The organism is Cutibacterium avidum 44067 (assembly GCF_000367205.1).
Classification (GTDB): Bacteria; Actinomycetota; Actinomycetes; order Propionibacteriales; family Propionibacteriaceae; genus Cutibacterium; species Cutibacterium avidum.
The window spans coordinates 404,760-422,207 of the sequence record NC_021064.1 but is presented as its reverse complement, the minus strand read 5'-3'; the positions used below and the strand labels follow the sequence as shown (position 1 = coordinate 422,207).

At 64.2% G+C, this 17,448-nt stretch carries 17 protein-coding genes and 1 pseudogene; 10 read left to right on the top strand and 8 right to left on the bottom strand.

The genetic code is table 11. The features are described 5' to 3' along the window. Positions 1-46: 46 nt before the first annotated feature. Positions 47-1,030: a type I pantothenate kinase gene (gene coaA / locus PALO_RS01970; protein WP_015582193.1), complete on the top strand. Its 984-nt coding sequence runs from the start codon at positions 47-49 to the stop codon at positions 1,028-1,030. 37 nt (positions 1,031-1,067) lie between these two features. Here coaA and PALO_RS01965 read toward each other — a convergent pair whose 3' ends face one another. From PALO_RS01965 to rplM, 4 genes are all read right to left on the bottom strand, one after another. Beyond that, on the bottom strand, positions 1,068-1,736 hold the full coding sequence (locus PALO_RS01965) for a hypothetical protein (RefSeq protein ID WP_238137840.1): 669 nt from the start codon (positions 1,734-1,736) through the stop codon (positions 1,068-1,070). Positions 1,737-1,845: 109 nt separating this feature from the next. Continuing rightward, positions 1,846-3,198, bottom strand: a complete 1,353-nt coding sequence (glmM, locus tag PALO_RS01960; protein ID WP_015582191.1) for a phosphoglucosamine mutase — start codon at positions 3,196-3,198, stop codon at positions 1,846-1,848. Between the two features lie 304 nt (positions 3,199-3,502). Further along, positions 3,503-4,024, bottom strand: a complete 522-nt coding sequence (gene rpsI, locus PALO_RS01955; RefSeq protein ID WP_004808971.1) for a 30S ribosomal protein S9 — start codon at positions 4,022-4,024, stop codon at positions 3,503-3,505. A 22-nt stretch (positions 4,025-4,046) separates the two neighbouring features. Beyond that, the gene (rplM, locus tag PALO_RS01950; protein ID WP_015582190.1) at positions 4,047-4,490 is read right to left on the bottom strand and encodes a 50S ribosomal protein L13; all 444 of its coding nucleotides are present in this window, start codon (positions 4,488-4,490) and stop codon (positions 4,047-4,049) included. Positions 4,491-4,988: 498 nt separating this feature from the next. Between rplM and PALO_RS01945 the strand changes: the two genes are divergently transcribed. Both PALO_RS01945 and PALO_RS01940 read left to right on the top strand, forming a co-directional pair. Beyond that, complete coding sequence (locus PALO_RS01945; protein WP_080634285.1) at positions 4,989-5,936, top strand: endonuclease domain-containing protein; 948 nt, start codon at positions 4,989-4,991, stop codon at positions 5,934-5,936. Positions 5,937-6,176: 240 nt separating this feature from the next. Beyond that, the gene (locus PALO_RS01940; RefSeq protein WP_015582188.1) at positions 6,177-7,073 is read left to right on the top strand and encodes a hypothetical protein; all 897 of its coding nucleotides are present in this window, start codon (positions 6,177-6,179) and stop codon (positions 7,071-7,073) included. A 136-nt stretch (positions 7,074-7,209) separates the two neighbouring features. Here the strand turns inward: PALO_RS01940 and PALO_RS11810 are convergent. After that, positions 7,210-7,487: pseudogene (locus PALO_RS11810) on the bottom strand (DUF1540 domain-containing protein); the annotation flags it as partial. 251 nt (positions 7,488-7,738) lie between these two features. On the opposite strand from PALO_RS11810, the gene trmB reads away from it, so the two are divergent. The 6 genes from trmB to PALO_RS01905 all read left to right on the top strand — a co-directional run bounded on the left by trmB (position 7,739) and on the right by PALO_RS01905 (position 13,829). After that, complete coding sequence (trmB, locus tag PALO_RS01930; protein ID WP_015582186.1) at positions 7,739-8,563, top strand: tRNA (guanosine(46)-N7)-methyltransferase TrmB; 825 nt, start codon at positions 7,739-7,741, stop codon at positions 8,561-8,563. Beyond that, the gene (gene truA / locus PALO_RS01925) at positions 8,560-9,396 is read left to right on the top strand and encodes a tRNA pseudouridine(38-40) synthase TruA (protein WP_015582185.1); all 837 of its coding nucleotides are present in this window, start codon (positions 8,560-8,562) and stop codon (positions 9,394-9,396) included. The genes trmB and truA overlap by 4 nt, the downstream gene beginning before the upstream one ends. Next, positions 9,396-10,016: a class I SAM-dependent methyltransferase gene (locus PALO_RS01920; protein WP_004808978.1), complete on the top strand. Its 621-nt coding sequence runs from the start codon at positions 9,396-9,398 to the stop codon at positions 10,014-10,016. Before truA ends, PALO_RS01920 begins: the two co-directional genes overlap by 1 nt. Before the next feature lie 74 nt (positions 10,017-10,090). Then, positions 10,091-11,353, top strand: coding sequence for a CbiQ family ECF transporter T component (locus tag PALO_RS01915; protein WP_177166370.1), 1,263 nt, complete (start codon positions 10,091-10,093; stop codon positions 11,351-11,353). Continuing rightward, entirely contained in the window at positions 11,350-13,005 is a 1,656-nt protein-coding gene (locus PALO_RS01910) for an ABC transporter ATP-binding protein (RefSeq protein WP_015582183.1), read from the top strand. Before PALO_RS01915 ends, PALO_RS01910 begins: the two co-directional genes overlap by 4 nt. Then, complete coding sequence (locus PALO_RS01905) at positions 13,002-13,829, top strand: ECF transporter S component family protein (protein ID WP_004808981.1); 828 nt, start codon at positions 13,002-13,004, stop codon at positions 13,827-13,829. The genes PALO_RS01910 and PALO_RS01905 overlap by 4 nt, the downstream gene beginning before the upstream one ends. Here the strand turns inward: PALO_RS01905 and PALO_RS01900 are convergent. The 3 genes from PALO_RS01900 to PALO_RS01890 form a co-directional block, all read right to left on the bottom strand. Continuing rightward, entirely contained in the window at positions 13,813-15,432 is a 1,620-nt protein-coding gene (locus tag PALO_RS01900) for a hypothetical protein (protein ID WP_015582182.1), read from the bottom strand. The genes PALO_RS01905 and PALO_RS01900 overlap by 17 nt on opposite strands. Continuing rightward, positions 15,414-16,100: an ABC transporter ATP-binding protein gene (locus tag PALO_RS01895; RefSeq protein WP_177166500.1), complete on the bottom strand. Its 687-nt coding sequence runs from the start codon at positions 16,098-16,100 to the stop codon at positions 15,414-15,416. The genes PALO_RS01900 and PALO_RS01895 overlap by 19 nt, the downstream gene beginning before the upstream one ends. A 165-nt stretch (positions 16,101-16,265) precedes the next feature. Next, positions 16,266-16,493: a hypothetical protein gene (locus PALO_RS01890; protein ID WP_004808984.1), complete on the bottom strand. Its 228-nt coding sequence runs from the start codon at positions 16,491-16,493 to the stop codon at positions 16,266-16,268. A gap of 299 nt (positions 16,494-16,792) precedes the next feature. On the opposite strand from PALO_RS01890, the gene PALO_RS01885 reads away from it, so the two are divergent. After that, complete coding sequence (locus PALO_RS01885) at positions 16,793-17,413, top strand: superoxide dismutase (RefSeq protein WP_015582179.1); 621 nt, start codon at positions 16,793-16,795, stop codon at positions 17,411-17,413. Positions 17,414-17,448: the final 35 nt, after the last annotated feature.

Here is a 17,448-nt window from a genome sequence, read left to right as displayed (position 1 = left end):
AGTACAGTCATTCGACGTCATGTACAGCCACGATGAGGTGTCCACCGTGAATCTCACCCCGCCCGCCCCCGCAGACGACGACAACACCGAACCCGGTCCGTTCATCGAGTTATCGCGGGAGTCCTGGGCCGCCCTTGCCGATTCCACCGAGATCGACATTGATGAGGCCACCCTGGATCGCATCCGTGGTCTCGGCGACCCCACGAGCCACCGTGACGTCGTCGAGGTGTACCGGCCGCTGACTCAGCTCATCCATCTGTACTGCATGCACACCGGCGCCCTTTTCGACGCCTCCTACAACTTCCTACAGCTCACCCGCCATGGCATGCGACGTACCCCGTTCATCATCGGGATCGCGGGGTCGGTTGCGGTAGGCAAGTCGACCGTGGCCCGTCTGCTGCAGGAATTGATGGGGCGCTCCCCCCGTCGCCCGGTCGTCGATCTGGTGACGACCGACGGGTTCCTCTACCCCAACAAGATCCTCGAAGAGCGTGGTTTACTGTCGCGAAAGGGGTTCCCGGAGTCCTACGACCGCAAGGCGCTGCTGAAATTCGTCGTCGACGTGAAGTCCGGGATGCCCGAGGTCACTGCCCCGGTGTACTCCCATGTCACCTATGACATCGTCCCTGGCCAGCAGCTCGTCGTCCGCCAGCCTGACGTCCTCATCATCGAGGGCCTCAACGTCCTGCAGCCACCACGTCGCCGCAGCAGCGGGACGATGGGGCTGGCGCTGAGCGACTTCTTCGACTTCTCGGTGTACGTCGACGCCGAGGAGACCGACATCATTCGGTGGTACATCAACAGGTTCCTGACCCTACGTCAGACCGCATTCACCGATCCGGATTCCTTCTTCGGCGACTACGCGCGCATGCCCGACGACGAGGCCATCTCCGTGGCCACGGAGATCTGGGACACCATCAACGGCCCGAACCTGGTGCAGAACGTGCTGCCCACCCGCGGGCGCGCCACCGCGATCCTCCACAAGGGCCCCGACCACGAGGTCCGCAACGTGTGGATTCGGAAGGTCTGAGCAACACCGCGTGGCCACGGTCCACCGGAACGACTGTTCAGCCGATGCGCCAGGCGAAGGGGTCTGCGACCCGTGACGGCGACAAGGCACAATCCAGCTCGTGTGCGTGGCCGATCGCCGACACGAAGACCTTGTCCGGGGACTCAATCCCGACGAGGACGTCATTTCCCACTTCATCGACGATGGGCTGCCCCAACCCCGGCACGAGAGGCCAGGAGGACACCAGCCAGGACGACCCTTTGACGGTGACGAGGTTCCCCTCACGGGTGACGTCGAGACCGTCGGCCAATACGGTCGCCAACCTCTCCGAGCCGCGACGGTAAGCGGCGTCCAGATCGTCAATCTCAGCCAGAGCCGCGTCGTTGAGAAGCTCGACCTCGTCGTCCAACCACGCCAGGGCGACGACAAGTCCGGGGATAGGAGACCCCGTCGCGGTGGACACCAAGGGACGCGCGTAGTCGAAACTGCGTCCGGCTCGCTCCCGGTCACCCAGGATCCTCACGACGACGTGGCCAGCGAGGGTGGCGTCGGTCAGACGGGTCGCCCCGTCGAGGAGGGAGCGCACCATGCGGGTGACGAGCTCGTCGACGACCAGCTGCCAGTCCCCGCGATCATGACCGTCGAGCTCGTCGACCATGGGAACCAGGAGGATGTCACCAACAGAGGTCACGGCATGATCACCCTCGACCCTCGCGTCGATTCCCATGGCCGACAAGGACTCCTCGACCATGCCACGCAGACGGCTCGCCGCCCCGACGTCCAGACCGGGTAGGTCGGCATCAGGGCGGCGACGGAACAACGCCATGATCAGAGCCTCACAGGGCCAGGCAGCTCTTGACGGTCTCGGCCAGTTCGGAGCAGATCTGGTCAGCCTCCTCCTGGGTGGCGGCCTCGACCATGACGCGCACGACTGGCTCGGTGCCCGACGGGCGCAGCACGACGCGCCCGGTGTCACCGAGCTTCTGGTTGGCATCGGCAACCGCCTTGTTGACGTCAGGGTCGATACCGGCACGCAACTTGTCGACCCCGCGCACGTTGACGAGGGCCTGCGGCAGACGAGTCATCACCGAGGCGAGCTCCTTGAGGGTCTTGCCGGTGCGGGCGACGCGGGCTGCCAGATGCAGACCAGTGAGGACGCCGTCACCAGTGGTGGCGAACTCGCTCATGATGACGTGACCGGACTGCTCGCCGCCAAGCGAGAACCCGTTCGCATTCATCGACTCAAGGACGTAGCGGTCACCGACCTTGGTCTGGTCGACGTGAATGTCGTGCTCACGCATCGCCAGGATGAGGCCGAGGTTGCTCATGATCGTCGCGACGACGGTGTTGGAGGCCAAGCGATGGTCCTCCTGCAGAGCCAGGGCGAGGATGGCGATGATGTGGTCGCCGTCGATGATGTTGCCATCGTGGTCGACGGCCAGGCAGCGGTCGGCATCGCCGTCGAAGGCCAGGCCCATATCGGCCCCGACCTCGACAACCTTGGCCTGCAACTTCTCCGGGTGAGTGGAACCGCAGCGCTCGTTGATATTGAGGCCGTCAGGCTGGTCGTGGATCGCGACGACCTCCGCACTCTGGGCCTTGAAGGCGGCCGAGGCGGTGTAGTAGGAGGCACCGTTGGCGGTGTCGAGGACGATCTTCAGACCCTTGAGGGTGTCCTGCTGTCTCAGGGAACGCACCAAGTGGTCGACGTAGGTGTCGACGGCTTGCGGGGTGTAACGGATGCGTCCGACCTTGTCGCCGACGGGTCGGGCCCACGGCTCCCCCATGCGCTGCTCGATGGCGTCCTCGAGATCATCGGGGAGCTTCACACCGCCGCGGGAGAAGAACTTGATGCCGTTGTCAGGCATCGGGTTGTGAGAGGCCGACAGCATGACGCCGAGGTCGGTGCGGTACTCGTTGACGAGGTAGGCCGCGGCCGGGGTCGGGATGACGCCCACGCGCAGGACGTCGACTCCTGCACTTGCCAGACCAGCGCACACTGCCGCCTCGAGGAACTCGCCCGAGGCGCGAGGGTCACGTGCCACCAACGCGGTGGGTTGGCGGTGCCCGAAAGCACCAGCCTCGCCCAGGACGTGGGCAGCCGCAACCGAGAGGTCGAGGGCCAGTTCGGCGGTGAGGTCCTGGTTGGCCACACCGCGCACTCCGTCAGTTCCAAAAAGTCGTGCCACGAAATGCCACTCTACCCACCGCTCACACCAAGTGAACGAAATACCCGCTGAGCCCACCGGGATCGGGCTGATTCGATAACCGGCGTCGGGTGTGTCTTCGAGGGGTTTTCAGATCATCCGTGGAGTTACCGATGAACACCTCGGGTGCTGCTACGAGAGATGACAGCGGGTTGGCGACTTCCCGGGCAAACCACGCGCGTTACAGAAACCCCCTCTCGTCGGCAACTGGAAGTGGGCCAAGAAACACCTCGGGGCGGCCCTCCCGCAGTGGGAGGGCCGCCCCGAGTTCCGGGAAAGGACCAGATCAGCGCTTCGAGTACTGCGGGGCCTTGCGGGCCTTCTTGAGTCCAGCCTTCTTGCGCTCCTTGACGCGGGCGTCACGGGTCAGCATGCCGGCCTTCTTGAGGGCCGGACGGGAGGCCTCGGCGTCAACGTTGTTGAGCGCGCGGGCGATACCCAGACGCAGCGCACCAGCCTGGCCGGTAATGCCGCCACCGCCGATGCGGGCGATGACATCGTAGGCACCCTCAACACCAGCGGTGGTGAAGGGCTCGGTCACGATCTGCTGGTGGACCTTGTTCGGGAAGTAGTCCTCCAGGGTGCGGCCGTTGATCTTCCACTGGCCAGAGCCGGGGACGATGCGGACGCGGGCGATGGCCTCCTTGCGGCGGCCGGTGGCAGCACCGGCGGCGATCATGGCGGGGCGATTGGAGTCGCCAGCGGCCACGGTCGGGTTGGAGTCGGTGCGATAGGCGATCTCACGGTCGCCCTCGGTGAACGGGGTGACCTCGGTGTTCTCGAGGTTCTCGGTTGCGGTGTCAGTCACTGTCACAATCCTTCGTGGGCGATCACTGGGCGATCTGGGTGATCTCGTAAGGCTGCGGGTTCTGCGCAGCGTGCGGGTGCTCAGGGCCGCCGTAGACCTTCAGCTTCTTGAGCTGCTGACGCGACAGCTTGTTCTTGGGCATCATGCCCCACACCGCGCGCTCGACAGCGCGGCGCGGGTCCTTCTCGAGCATCTCGCCGACGCTGGTGACGCGCAGACCACCCGGGCGACCGGAGTGGTCGTAACGCAGCGAGTCAGTGGCCTTCTTGCCGGTCAACGCAATCTTGGAGGCGTTAATGACGACGACGAAGTCACCGGTGTCGATGTGGGGGGCGTACTGCGGCTTGTGCTTGCCGCGCAGGAGGTTGGCAGCGGTGGTGGCCAGACGACCCAGGACGATGTCCTCGGCGTCGATGACGTACCAATTGCGCTGCACCTCGCCGGCCTTGGGGCTGTAGGTGGTCACAGGTACCTTCTCGAACTCGGTCCCATGCGTGAAGTGACGCACAGGGATCTTGCAACGTGGTGGTGCTCTGCGGGCAATTCCTCCACTCGACGGCGTGACACGCCGGAGACCGGAACCGCATCACGACATCGCTGTGTCGGACAGACGGAGCGACCGCGGTGGCCAACTCCCGTTTGCTCGAAGGCAACAGCAGAAGCGTACACGAGCTGCAGGCCGAGGTTCAAATCAGAGACGGTACGGCGTGAGCCCCCTGGTCGCCGAGGTGACGACCGTGCCCCAACCTCGCGACTCCAGGTGTATTCAGCCCCGGTCCCATGCCCCTCCCCGATCCTGACCGCGAGGCCATGTCGTGAGGTCGCCGCCCGACTGCCACCTGTGACAGCAGCGAGAAGCACCCATCAGGAGTTGTCCACAGCGGCCTTGGAGTGCTCCCATCCAGTTGTCCACAGATTTCAAAGTGGGTGACGAATTTCGGAGCCGCAGACGACAACTGAGGGTATGAACGAACTCGATTTCGAATGGCGTGCGAATGGCGGAGTGGCCCGTATCCATCGATTCAGTCACCTGCGAGGGCAAGCAGACCGAGCGGTGGCCGCCGGAAAAGCGGTGCGGATACTTCCCGGTGTTGTGTCCCCGACATCAGTTGCGAATGACCCGAGGGTGCGGATCAAAGCGGTGCACATGTGGCACCGGGACGCCGTACTCATCGGCAAGGCCGCCCTTGTCATGCAGGGGTTGAAACCACCTGGCCAGCACCTCCACGACCTCGATGCCGTGAAGGAGGTCGAGGCCTATTCACGTACCCGTTCAATTGAACGGGAGGGGATCCGTGTTCACCGATGGCGAGTCCCCCGTCGGTACGTGACGGAGAGATATGGCATGTGGGTCGTGGAGCCCGAGGTGTCAGTGCTCCTCCTGGCGCTCGACGGGGACTGGGCGTGGGTCTGCGAAGCACTCCGGCAGGGGTTGGTGAGCCCGGAGTCGTGTCGAGCCTCGCGATCCAGTTTGTCCTGGCGATTCAGCCGACGCCAGATCAGTTCCGCCCTCGCCGACATCAACCTCAGATCCTGGTCAATTCCGGAACTGGAATTTGGACGACTGATGCGAGCTGTCGGCATCACCGGCGTGAAACCAAATCAGGCCGTGCGAGCCGGAAACCGTCGATACATCCTCGACAAGGCCTTCGAGGCCGAGAAGGTCGCGGTCGAGATTGACGGCCGAGCGATCCACGGAACGATTGACGGCTATGAGAACACGATGATGCGTTCAGCGAACCTTGATCGCTCCGGATGGAAGATCCTCCATACTACTCCGACCATGATTCGGCAACATCCACAGTTCGTGCTGGATTGGCTTGCCTCCCACCTTCACCGACGACACCGCCCCCGGACAACGTTTCCTGAACACATCCTGCGCCAAACCATGGCCGGGATCGTTCCCGCCTGACACTCACCTTTCTCACCGAGAGCCACTGCACCGAGCCCCTGCACCTACCCTTACCGCGGCCACTCATGCTGCCCGGCTCGTGGAATTACCGATAAGACCGAATGTCGCTGCCACTCCAGGTGGCACGAGGCCCTTTGCTTATCGGCATCACCACGGGACCTTTCAGCAATCCGACCCTGGCCTATCCCCCACAGCCTCATCATGTTAGATTAGGCTCGCCTAAGAGGAAGGGGTGTGACAATGACTGCCACCGGAAACACCAACGACGGCATGGCCTCGGATCCGACGACCCGCATCGCATCGACCTTGTCACAACGCAGTTCTTCGCTCGCCCGCCGCATACTCGGCGGTGCCGGCATGCCCACAATGGTCGCCCACGCGATGATCTCGGCCGACGGAGACCTCGATGAATGGACGTGCGATCTGCAGGCTCACGGAGTCACGGCATCAGGACGATTCGTCGTCGCCCTACGTTCCCACCCGACCCAGGCACTCTGCCAGATTCCTGCCGGCCTACCGACCGATGTTCGCCTGGAGATTTCCAAGGATTCCCCAGAACCGGGAATCCGACTGCTGGCGGCGACCCTCCACATCCTAGGAACCGTGACCTGGCTGAGCGCCAACCAGATCGATTACCTGCTGACAACTGACGTGTTGCCGAGTGAAGTCTCGATGATCACCGGATTCGACGATGGCCTCATCGGCGTCATTGACCCGCGTCAGGCCATCCTGCACGACGCCATGGGAAGCGCAGAGATCGACATCCCCACCCTCATCGCCGATATGCCGAATGACGAAGTCTTCCCATCGATCGATGACGAGTTCTCAGCCCTCGACGTCGTCGCTTCCCTTGGCGACTTTCACCTGTCGCAGCTGTGCGACGCGGTGAGACAGGAAAAACTACCGGGCTGCAATTGCTGGTCGCGCGCCACCCACCACGCATGTCCCCACACCGTGGGACGGGTGTTCTGCGCGGACATTGATCGCACCGGGCTGACGCTCATGTACGTCAACCCCGATCAAACGGGCGCGGTGTTCATACCTCTGGACCGGGAGGCATCGTCCCTCCCTGAGCTCGAGGCCGCCATAGCCCAGCTCCCCCTGAACTCGGGTCCGGTACGCCCTACGCGTGTCTGACAGCCGGAACCGGGACAGCGTGGGCCTCCTCTCCCCCGAGGGGGCCCACGCCTGAACCACAACGATCAGTTGCGTCAGGGGTGCGACACCTCACGGCGCCATGTCGAACAGGCAGGATGCCTACGACTGGTTTACCGGCCCGGTAAGCCGTGCAAGCCACAGTGCCACTGATGGCGACCTCGTTGGCGGCGCTCAGGAGCCTGTCGTCACGGATGCGACGACATGCGCCAACGCGTCCGGCAGCCGAGCTGAGGCCGGCGCGAGCACCAAGATGGGCAATGGTTACATGGGTGGGCTTTCCGACGGTTCCCCGGCAGCCACCGCGAAGGCGGTGCAGCCAGAATCATTGAAGGCCCAATCAGTGCAGTTTCGGGAAACAACGAAAGCCGCGGTAGGCATGTCGAAACCTTTCATACGTAACCACCGCACGTCTGGCATGGTCAATGACAGACACTGAAAACAGCATCCACCAGAGAGGCAATTCTCATCCCATAGTTACATCTGACAAGGTGGAATGAACCTTGACTTAGCAAACAAACTAATTTTAGATCGACTTTCTAATACCCAGGTGATCGCGTTTTCTTAAACACATGGAATTGAGAACCACTGGGTTTCGGAAACTCGTCGACGCACACTGTCGGCACCATCGCCTAGCATGTGTGCTCATGACCGACGACCTCGACGCTGCCTCCGGGTGTGACTCCCCCACCCCGCTACCCAATACCGCGGAGTACTCCGACGACCACTCAGCCGGCGCACATCGCTCGGGTGACCGCGTTCGGCGCGGCGTCGTATCCTTCGTCCGTCGGTCCCCCCGCATGAACGTCTCCCAGCAGCGAGCCATGGATACCCTGGCCAGCACGTACATGATTGACGTCCCGCGCGACGCCACCAGCACGTCCGTGGCCCCTGACGCCCATCTGGACCTGTCCCGGATCTTCGGACGCACCGCCCCACTCACCCTCGAGATCGGGGCCGGATCCGGCGACGTCCTGGCCACCCTCGCCGCAGCCCACCCCGAGCGCGATTTCATCGGGTTCGAGGTATATCTGCCCTCGGTCGCCAGCGCTCTCACCAAGCTCCATGCCGCTGGCGCAACGAACGCTCGCATCATTCTCGCTGACGCCGCCGCCGGTCTGGACCACCTCGTCGATCCCGGTCAGGTCGACGAGATCTGGACCTTCTTCGCTGACCCCTGGCACAAGAAGCGTCACCACAAGCGCCGCATCGTCAACCCCGACATGGCCCGCCTGGTGGCGTCACGACTGCGCCCGGGAGGGTTGTGGCGTCTGGCCACCGACTGGGACGACTACGCGACCTGGATGGTCGAGGTGCTGTCGGCCGAGCCACTGCTCGAGCCGGTCAATGCGGGTCCTAACGGTTTCAGCCCGCGCTGGGACGAACGCCCGGTGACTCGCTACGAGAAGAAGGGGCTCGCAGCTGGGCGAACCGTCCACGACCTCACCTGGCGTCGTGTGGACGAGTCATGAACCGCTGGCGTATGGACATCGCCTACGACGGGGCGAATTTCTCGGGGTGGGCGGCACAGCCGGATCGTCGCACCGTTCAGGGAGAGTTGGAGACATGGATTCCCCGGGTGCTCCGGCTCGGCGAGCCAACCCCACTGACGGTGGCTGGGCGAACTGACGCCGGGGTCCATGCCCGCGGCCAGGTGGCCCACGTCGACCTTCCCGACGACATCGACACCTCCTCGATGCTGCGCCGGTTGGCGCGGGTCCTCAATCCCGACGTCGTCGTCAGGTCCATCCGCCCTGTCCCCGGCGAGTTCGACGCCCGCTTCTCGGCCTTGTGGCGTCGTTACGTCTACCGGCTGTGGGACGAATCCTCCCGACCCGATCCGCTGACGCGATTCCACGTGGCATCCGTACGAGGGCACCTCGATCTTGACCGCCTCAATATGGCCGGCGATTCCCTTCTCGGACTGCACGACTTCGCCGCCTTCTGCAAGTACCGCGAGGGCGCGACAACTATCCGCACCCTCTTGGACTGCCACGCCGAACGTCTCGACGACCCATGCGGGACCATCGAGGTGACCGTCCGGGCCGATGCCTTCTGCCACTCCATGGTGAGGTCCCTCATCGGAGCTCTGACGGCCGTCGCCTCCGGCCGCCGCGACCAGCACTGGCTCGACGAGGTCGCCGCCAGCACGTCGCGGGCCTCGTCGGTGCTCGTCATGCCAGCCTGCGGACTCACCCTGGAGGAGGTTGGCTACCCAGCCGACGAGGACCTTGCCGAGCGTGCCGCCCGAGCGCGTTCCCGTCGAAGCCACGACGAACTCTGCGACACCTGTTGGGAGGACTGATGAGCCGATCCCGCCGCGATGACCACGCGCCCAGCCATTACTTCACGACCCCCGAGGGGCCGGTGCAGACCCGCACCATCACCGTCAACGTCTGGAACGACTCCATGATAATGACGACCGCCGGTGGAGTGTTCTCCGGCGCACGTCTCGACCCGGGAACCGCCGTCCTCATGCGCGAGGTCACTCCCCCGCCCTCCGACGGCACCTTCCTCGACCTGGGTTGCGGGTACGGACCCATCGCCTGTGCCTTGGCGCGGGCCTGCCGCGGTTCAAAGGTCGTCGCCGTGGACGTCAACGACCTCGCCATCGACCTCACCAATCGCAACGCCAAGGCCCTCGGGATCGGCGACCGCGTCCACGCCTGCCGTCCCGAGGAGGTCGATTCGGACCTGCGCTTCGACGAGATCTGGTCCAACCCGCCGATCCGCGTCGGCAAGCCGATCCTGCACGAGATGCTGACGACCTGGCTGGCGCGGCTGACCGACGAGGGAGTCGCGCACCTCGTCGTCGGGAAGAACCTCGGCGCAGACTCCCTCACACGCTGGCTGTGCGGCCAGGGATTCGACGCCGCCCGGGTTGCCTCCGCAAAAGGATTCCGGGTCATCGACGTCAACGCCTGAGCTCGTCGTAAGCTGACGTGGTGCCGATAGGAAGGGAGGCCATGCCTCATGACGACTGGAACTGGCGCTGAGCTGTGTCAAGACTGGTGACGAGGACGGCCGACCCGGTCGTCGAGAATCCTTCTGCCCCGACGCACGACAGCACCCGGACAGTCCACCCATGGTCATGGTGGGGCTGGGCGGCCGGCTGCGGAATCGCCATCAGCCTCACCAACAATCCCCTTCTCGTCGTGCTCATCACGGCGGCCGTAACACTCGTCGTCACCCTGCGTCGCACCGACGAGCCCTGGGCTCGTTCTGCCGGTGTCTACGCCAGTATGGCCCTGACGGTCGTCGTCATCCGGGTGTTCTTCCAGGTTTTGATAGGAGGAGACGGGACAGGAACCGTCCTCTTCCGGCTACCCGAGGTGGCCCTGCCCGACTGGGCAGCCGGGATCCGGCTCGGTGGACCGGTCACCGCTGAGGGCCTGGCTGCCACCGGTTACGACGCCCTTCGGCTGGCCGGCATGCTGATCTGCTTCGGCGCCGCAAACTCCCTGGCCAACCCACGACGAGTCCTCAAGTCGGTCCCGGCCGCCCTCCACGACGTCTCGGTGGCCATCGTCATCGCCCTGGCGGTCTTTCCCCAACTCATCGCGTCAGTGCAACGAGTCAGACGGGCCCGACGGCTGCGTGGTGACACCAGGAAGGGAATGAGGGCCCTCGTCGCAGTGCTCGTCCCCGTGCTCGAGGACTCGGTGGAGACCTCGATGTCCCTGGCCCGTGGAATGGAGTCGCGTGGGTACGGTCGAACCCGCGACGACCGACGGATCCGCCCCGGGACACGAATTCTGCTCGTCCTCTCGGTGATGGGGCTGACCCTGGGCTGCTACGGGATCCTGGCCAACCCGACCGGATCGTTCAGCGCTGACCCGTCGACCTGCGCCCCTGGCAGCCTGTGCTCGTGGTTCCTGGCCGACCGGATGGGCCAACACGTCGGCATCGTGCTCATCGTCGTCGGCGTCATCGGGTCGATCATCGGTCTGCGGACCTCGGGACGTCGTCTCGGGGTGAGCCGATACCGTCCCGATCCCTGGACCTGGCAGGCCACCGCGTCATGCCTGTGCGGCGCCGTCGCGATGATTGCCATGATCTGGCTGTCCCAGGCCAATCCGAAGGCCATCACCGTCCCCACCTCGCCGGTGGTCTGGCCATCGTTGGAACCGGCCATGCTCATCGTCGTCGTGGCGGCCGCCCTACCCGGGGTGCTCACCCCGGCGCCTCAACGATCCGCGTCAGCCGACCCGGAGCAGGCAGCCTCGTGGAAACCCCGGAAAGATCAGGTGAGCGAGTCATGACCGATGTCATCACCCTGTCGAACGTGTCGATCACCCACCCCGGTGCCACGGCCCCGACCCTCAGGAACATTAACCTGACCGTACAGGAGGGTGACCTGGCGCTGGTCGTCGGGCGTACCGGCACCGGCAAGTCGACCTTGTTGGGGGCGCTGAACGGAATCGTCCCCCATTTCACCGGTGGGCGTCTCGACGGCACCGTGACGGTGGCCGGACGTGACACCCGCACGCATCGTCCCCGCGATCTGGCTGACGTCGTCGGAGTCGTTGGGCAGAACCCGGTCAACGGATTCGTCACCGACACCGTCGAGGACGAGATCGCTTACGGCATGGAACAGCTAGGCATCTCCCCGTCGGTGATGCGCAAGAGGGTCGAGGAAACCCTGGACCTCATGGGGATCGCCGACCTGCGACGTCGGGCCCTGCTGAGCCTGTCAGGCGGCCAACAACAGCGGGTGGCCATCGCCGCTGTACTTGCAGCCCAGCCTCGCATCCTCGTCCTCGACGAACCCACCAGCGCGCTGGATCCCACCGCAGCCCAGGACGTTCTTGCCTCCATCACCACGCTCGTCCATGACGTCGGACTGACGGTGGTGCTGGCCGAACACCGACTGGAACGCGTCATGCACGCCGCCGACACCGCCTGGTGGCTTCCCGGTGACGGGTCCATCGTGCAGGGTCGCCCGGAGGAAGTCCTGGCTCACGCTGACATCATCCCACCCTTGGCCGCACTGGGCCGGGCCATGGGATGGCCGACCGTCCCACTGTCAGTGCGCGAGGCCCGCCGTCGTGTCGGTACGCGCCCCGACCTCCCGAAAGCACCACAACCCTCCGAGACCATGACCTGGCAGGGCCACGGTGACGAGGTGCTGCGGCTGGAGAAAGTCGGTGTCGATTACGGCACGGTCCACGCCGTCGACGCCATGACGACGACCCTGGGGCTCGGAACCGTCACCTGCCTCATGGGGCGAAATGGGTCGGGCAAGTCATCGCTGATGTGGGCCGTCCAGGGGGCGACGAGGTCCTCGGGAAAGGTCCTTGTCAACCATGACGGATCCTGGACCGACCCGCGCAAGGCGAACGCCGAAACCGCGCGGAAGATGGTGAGCCTGGTTCCCCAATCCGCCGCTGACTTGCTCTACCTGCCGACGGTGGCCGAGGAGTGCGCCCAGGCTGACAAGGAGTCCGACGTCCCCAGGGGAACCACGCGAGCCATCCTCTCCCAGTTGGGCGTGGAACTACCGGAAGATCGCAACCCTCGTGACATGTCGGAGGGGCAGCGGCTGGCCCTCGTGCTCGCGATCCAGTTGTCCAGCCGCCCTGACGTCCTCCTCCTGGACGAGCCCACCCGCGGCCTCGACTACGCCATGAAGAACGAGCTGGCGAGAATCGTCAAGGACATCGCCGCCGGTGCCACCGGAGCTCCTGCGGCCGTCCTGCTGGCCACCCATGACGTGGAATTCGCAGCAGCAACGACCGACCGCACCATTGTCATGGCAACCGGCCACGTTGTGGCCGACGGATCCACACGCTCGGTGTGCACCTCCTCACCGGCCTTCAGCCCACAGATCGCCAAGGTCTTCCACCCGGCCGACGTCATGACGATCGCCGATGTCAAGAGGCTCGTGGGAAACCCGGGAGGTGCGGGCCGATGAGCAACCGACAGAAGCAGAACGTCGCCGTCCGCACGTCAACGACATCGCGGGTGCTGCTCGTCGTCACCGCGCTCATGGGGCTGCTGGCCTTCTGCTGGCCGCTGTTCCTCGACCCCGGCAGCTCGACCGACTACGAGACGCGTACCCCCTTCCTCTTCGCAGCCATCCTGCCGGTGGTGCTTGCCGTAGTGGTGTCCCAGCTCAGTTCTGACGGTATCGACGTCAAGGCCATCGCCATGATCGGCGTCCTCACCGCCTGTGGGGCAGCGCTACGAACCCTCAGCCCGTCGATGGCCGGCATCTCCTTCGTCTTCATCCTCATGATTCTCGGCGCGAGGGTGTTCGGCGCAGGTTTTGGATTCGTCCTCGGTACGACGACGATGTTCGCGTCCGCCCTGCTCACGGCAGGCTTCGGACCGTGGCTGCCCTACCAGATGATCGCCTCGGGCTTCGTCGGGCTGGGAGCAGGCCTCCTCCCTCGCGCCAGGGGAAAAGCCGAAATAGCGTGGCTGTGCGGCTGGGGATTTATCTCCGCCTTCATCTACGGCTGGCTGATGGATTTCGCCTTCTGGCCGTTCAACCTGGGTACCAGCACCCAGCTCTCCTTCGACCCACACGCGTCTCCGCTGACCAACCTGTGGCACTTCGTGCTGTTCAACGTCGCAACGTCCATGGGCTGGAACCTCGGACGCGCGCTCACCAACGTCATCTGCCTGGCGCTGCTGGGCGGTCCGATACTACAGGTGCTGCGCCGAGCCTCCCGACGTGCTCAATTCGGCGCGTCAACGGCAGAATCTGCACCACAGCTCACGACACCGGAGTGACCTTCTTCAGCACCTTATCCCAGCTGCGATCAAGCTTCCGCCCGCCCACGATGATCCCAACATGCAGTATCAGGAGGGACCACGCCAGCCCGACGACGAAGGTCAGGAGGATGCTCCACCACGAGTTGTCGGTCATCCCCACCAGCATCACGAGCAGGCCGATCGGGATGGCGGTGATGACACCTGCCACCATGCCGATGAGGGCCCCCAGGCAGCCAGCACCCGTCGACGACCCGGAACCGGAGTTGAACCCGCTCCCCTTGCGGTTGTCAGCCACCCGCATCGGATTGACGACACCCATCCACGAGCCGATCCCCGTCGAGAGCAGGAGGGCACTCCAGGCTTCGGCGACCACCACCGGCAACAGTTCCCACTGACCATAACGCCACACCATGACGAGGGCCAGCAGCAAACCAACCGGCATCGTGACGATGAGGTAAGCAATCGCGCGACCGCGTCGATCCTCCGCACCAGCGACCGACGCCTCAATGTGATGCCACAAGGCCGTCCCGTCGTAGCTGATGAGTGAACCCGCGTAGAGCGGCACCGCGCACAGCATGACCATGAAGGGGAGCGCGGTAAAAACGAGAGCTGACGTCGTGCCGCTCACCTCGTCCCCGCCATTGATGAACATCGGGACCAGAGCAAAAACCGGGATGAGGAAGGTGTTGAGCAGCAGAGACACCATTCGGGGATCGCGCTTCATGTAGCGCAGGGTGCGTCCGGCAATAGCCCCGGTCGGGGTGACCGGAAACATGCGATCAATCCGGCTTTCAGCCTTGATCTTCTCGGCACCGCCGCCGTCTCCAGCTGGCGAGACGAGGCGACGGTCAACGATGGCCTGCCAGGCCCACACCATGAGTGCAAGACCAGCGATGCTGAGGACGAGCTTGACGATGAGTGCCAGCCACGTGCTGCTGACAGCTTCCCAGGGCATCGACCAGGCCCATCCCAGCGGGGTCCAACCGACGATCCGTCCGACGTTGACCGGAATCGCGTCGGTCGTCGCATCAGCCCTTGTCACGAACTGCATCCCGACGCCCAGTCCGCAGCACAGGAGTACGAGGAAGACCATCATGGTCTCGCGGAATCGACGCTTGGCCAGCACCGCCGACATCGCGGCCAGCAGGAGATTCGATGCGATCATGGCGCCGGACCACCCCAGTAGGACACCGAGTACGGCCGCAACGACCGCGATCGCGCCCGCACTAGACCATGCGACAACATGTGAGGCTGCCGCAACCAGGGTGACAATTCCTCCCATACCCAACAGACCGGCTGTCACGAACGCAAGCATCAGTTCCCGAGGACGCCTGGGGAACATGGCGTATCGCGAGGGGTCGGTGTAGATCGGTTGAGCACCGAAAAGTACCGGCAGCACGATCCAGAAGACCATGAGGGAGGCCCCTGCGGCCACGGTGGTGGCCCCGCGAGGATCGACGCCAAGTTGACCGGTCGAGGACACGTAGGAGAAGTAATTCCCACCGAGGAACAGGGCCATCAGGATGAGGAAGATCAGCCCGACCGTCTCACCGGCCTTGGCGCCCCTACGGCACGGGGCAAGAGTAGTTCGCCACTGGTATTTCAAGACTTGCGCAACCACGTGAGCCCCTCCCCAGTGTTGGCATTTCCGCCGACGAGCTCGACGAACCTGTCCTGCAGGGACTTGCCCTGACGGACCTCGTCGATGGTCCCGATGGCGTGAAGCTGTCCCTTCGCGATGACGGCCACCGAGTCGCAGAGAGACTCGACAAGCTCCATGACGTGGCTGGAGATCACGACCGTCCCGCCGCCGTCGACGAAGTGACGCAGGATTGCGCGGATCGTCTGACCGGAAACCGGGTCGACGGACTCGAAGGGTTCATCGAGGACGAGCAGGGCCGGGTCGGCGATGAGGGCGCAGGCCAGACCGATCTTCTTCGTCATGCCGGCGGAGTAGTCGCACACCAGGGTGTTGGCAGATTCCGTCAGGCCAAGGGCGTCGAGAAGACCGTCGGTGCGCTCATTGACGGTGGCCTCGTCGAGACGATGCAGCGTCCCACAAAAATGGAGCAGCTCTCGGCCAGAAAGCCGGTCGAAGGTCTTCATCCCGTCGGGGAGCACGCCCATCTGGGCCTTGGCCGCAGCCGGATCTGCCCAGACATCATGGCCAAGCACCTCGATTCGGCCGCTGTCAGGACGCAGCAACCCAGTGGCCATCGAGAGCGTCGTCGTCTTGCCGGCCCCGTTGGGGCCGACAAAGCCGAACATGGAGCCGCGCGGAACCCACATCGTCAGGTTGTCGACGGCAATCTTGGCGTCGAACCTCTTGGTGAGGCCGTCGATTCTGACGGCTGGGTCACTCGTCGACGGAGCCGCCAGAGGCGTGGACACGTCGGTCTGAGGGATGGGCCAGGATCCTGTGGGGTCAGTCACATCATTCATCAAATCACATTGTCAGACCACACCCAAGGAACCGATCAGCGTTGCAGCCACGGCCAGATCGTCTGTTCCGTCCGCGTATGACCGCCTGTTCCGAAGGTCCCTCCCGGTGCTGGTCACATTCATGTGGATGCGCCAGATCAGGTAAAGCTCAGCGCCGACCCGGGCGACAGGGAAGGTGTGGCAGCCACCGCCGGTATTGGCGATGAATCCCGCAGCCATCGCAACGACGAAGGCCAGCATCAGCAATAGGGGAAGGGGGCTTGGCACGCATCTAGCTGCTCCTGTCTGGTGTGACCGGCCGCGTCAGCGGTCAGGCCTCATGTCAGAGATATGTACGTGAAGGTGCGTCAGGACGGGGCTTCGTCGCCGTCGCTGAAGGCTGAAGAGCTCTAGCCAGGACCAATTCCGGCACATTTCGTGAAAAATCTCGCAGTTGTGGGAATGATGGAGACAGTTCCGGTGTTGTACCGAACAAGCGGCCCCGCCAAGGGCCACGTCATGACGGAAGCCATGGCGCATCTCGTTCCACAGGAGGAAGAATGGCTGTTTACACCCTTCCCGATCTCAACTACGACTACGGCGCACTGGAGCCCCACATCTCGGGCAAGATCATGGAGCTCCACCACGACAAGCACCACAACACCTACGTGCAGGGTGCCAACACCGCCCTGGAGAAGCTGGCCGAGGCCCGCGAGAAGGGCGACTTCGGAGCCATCAACAAGCTCGAGAAGGACCTGGCCTTCAACCTCGGTGGACACATCAACCACTCCGTCTTCTGGAAGAACATGTCCCCCAACGGCGGCGGCCGTCCCGAGGACAACGAGCTCGCCGCCGCCATTGACGAGTTCTTCGGATCCTTCGACGGCTTCAAGAAGCAGTTCGAGGAGGCCGCCAAGGGCGTTCAAGGCTCCGGCTGGGGCATGCTCGTCTGGGATGTCCTGGGCCAGCGCCTCAACACCATGCAGCTGTTCGACCAGCAGGGCAACCTGCCGTCCGGACAGATCCCGGTCGTGCAGCTCGACATGTGGGAGCACGCCTACTACCTGCAGTACCAGAACGTTAAGGCCGACTACATCAGCGCTTGGTGGAACGTCGTGAACTGGGCCGACGCCCAGGCTCGCTTCGATCGCGCCCGTTCCCAGACCCCTGGCCTCATCTGAGAGACCGTCTGAACCCACGAGGGGCTCGTCTTCAT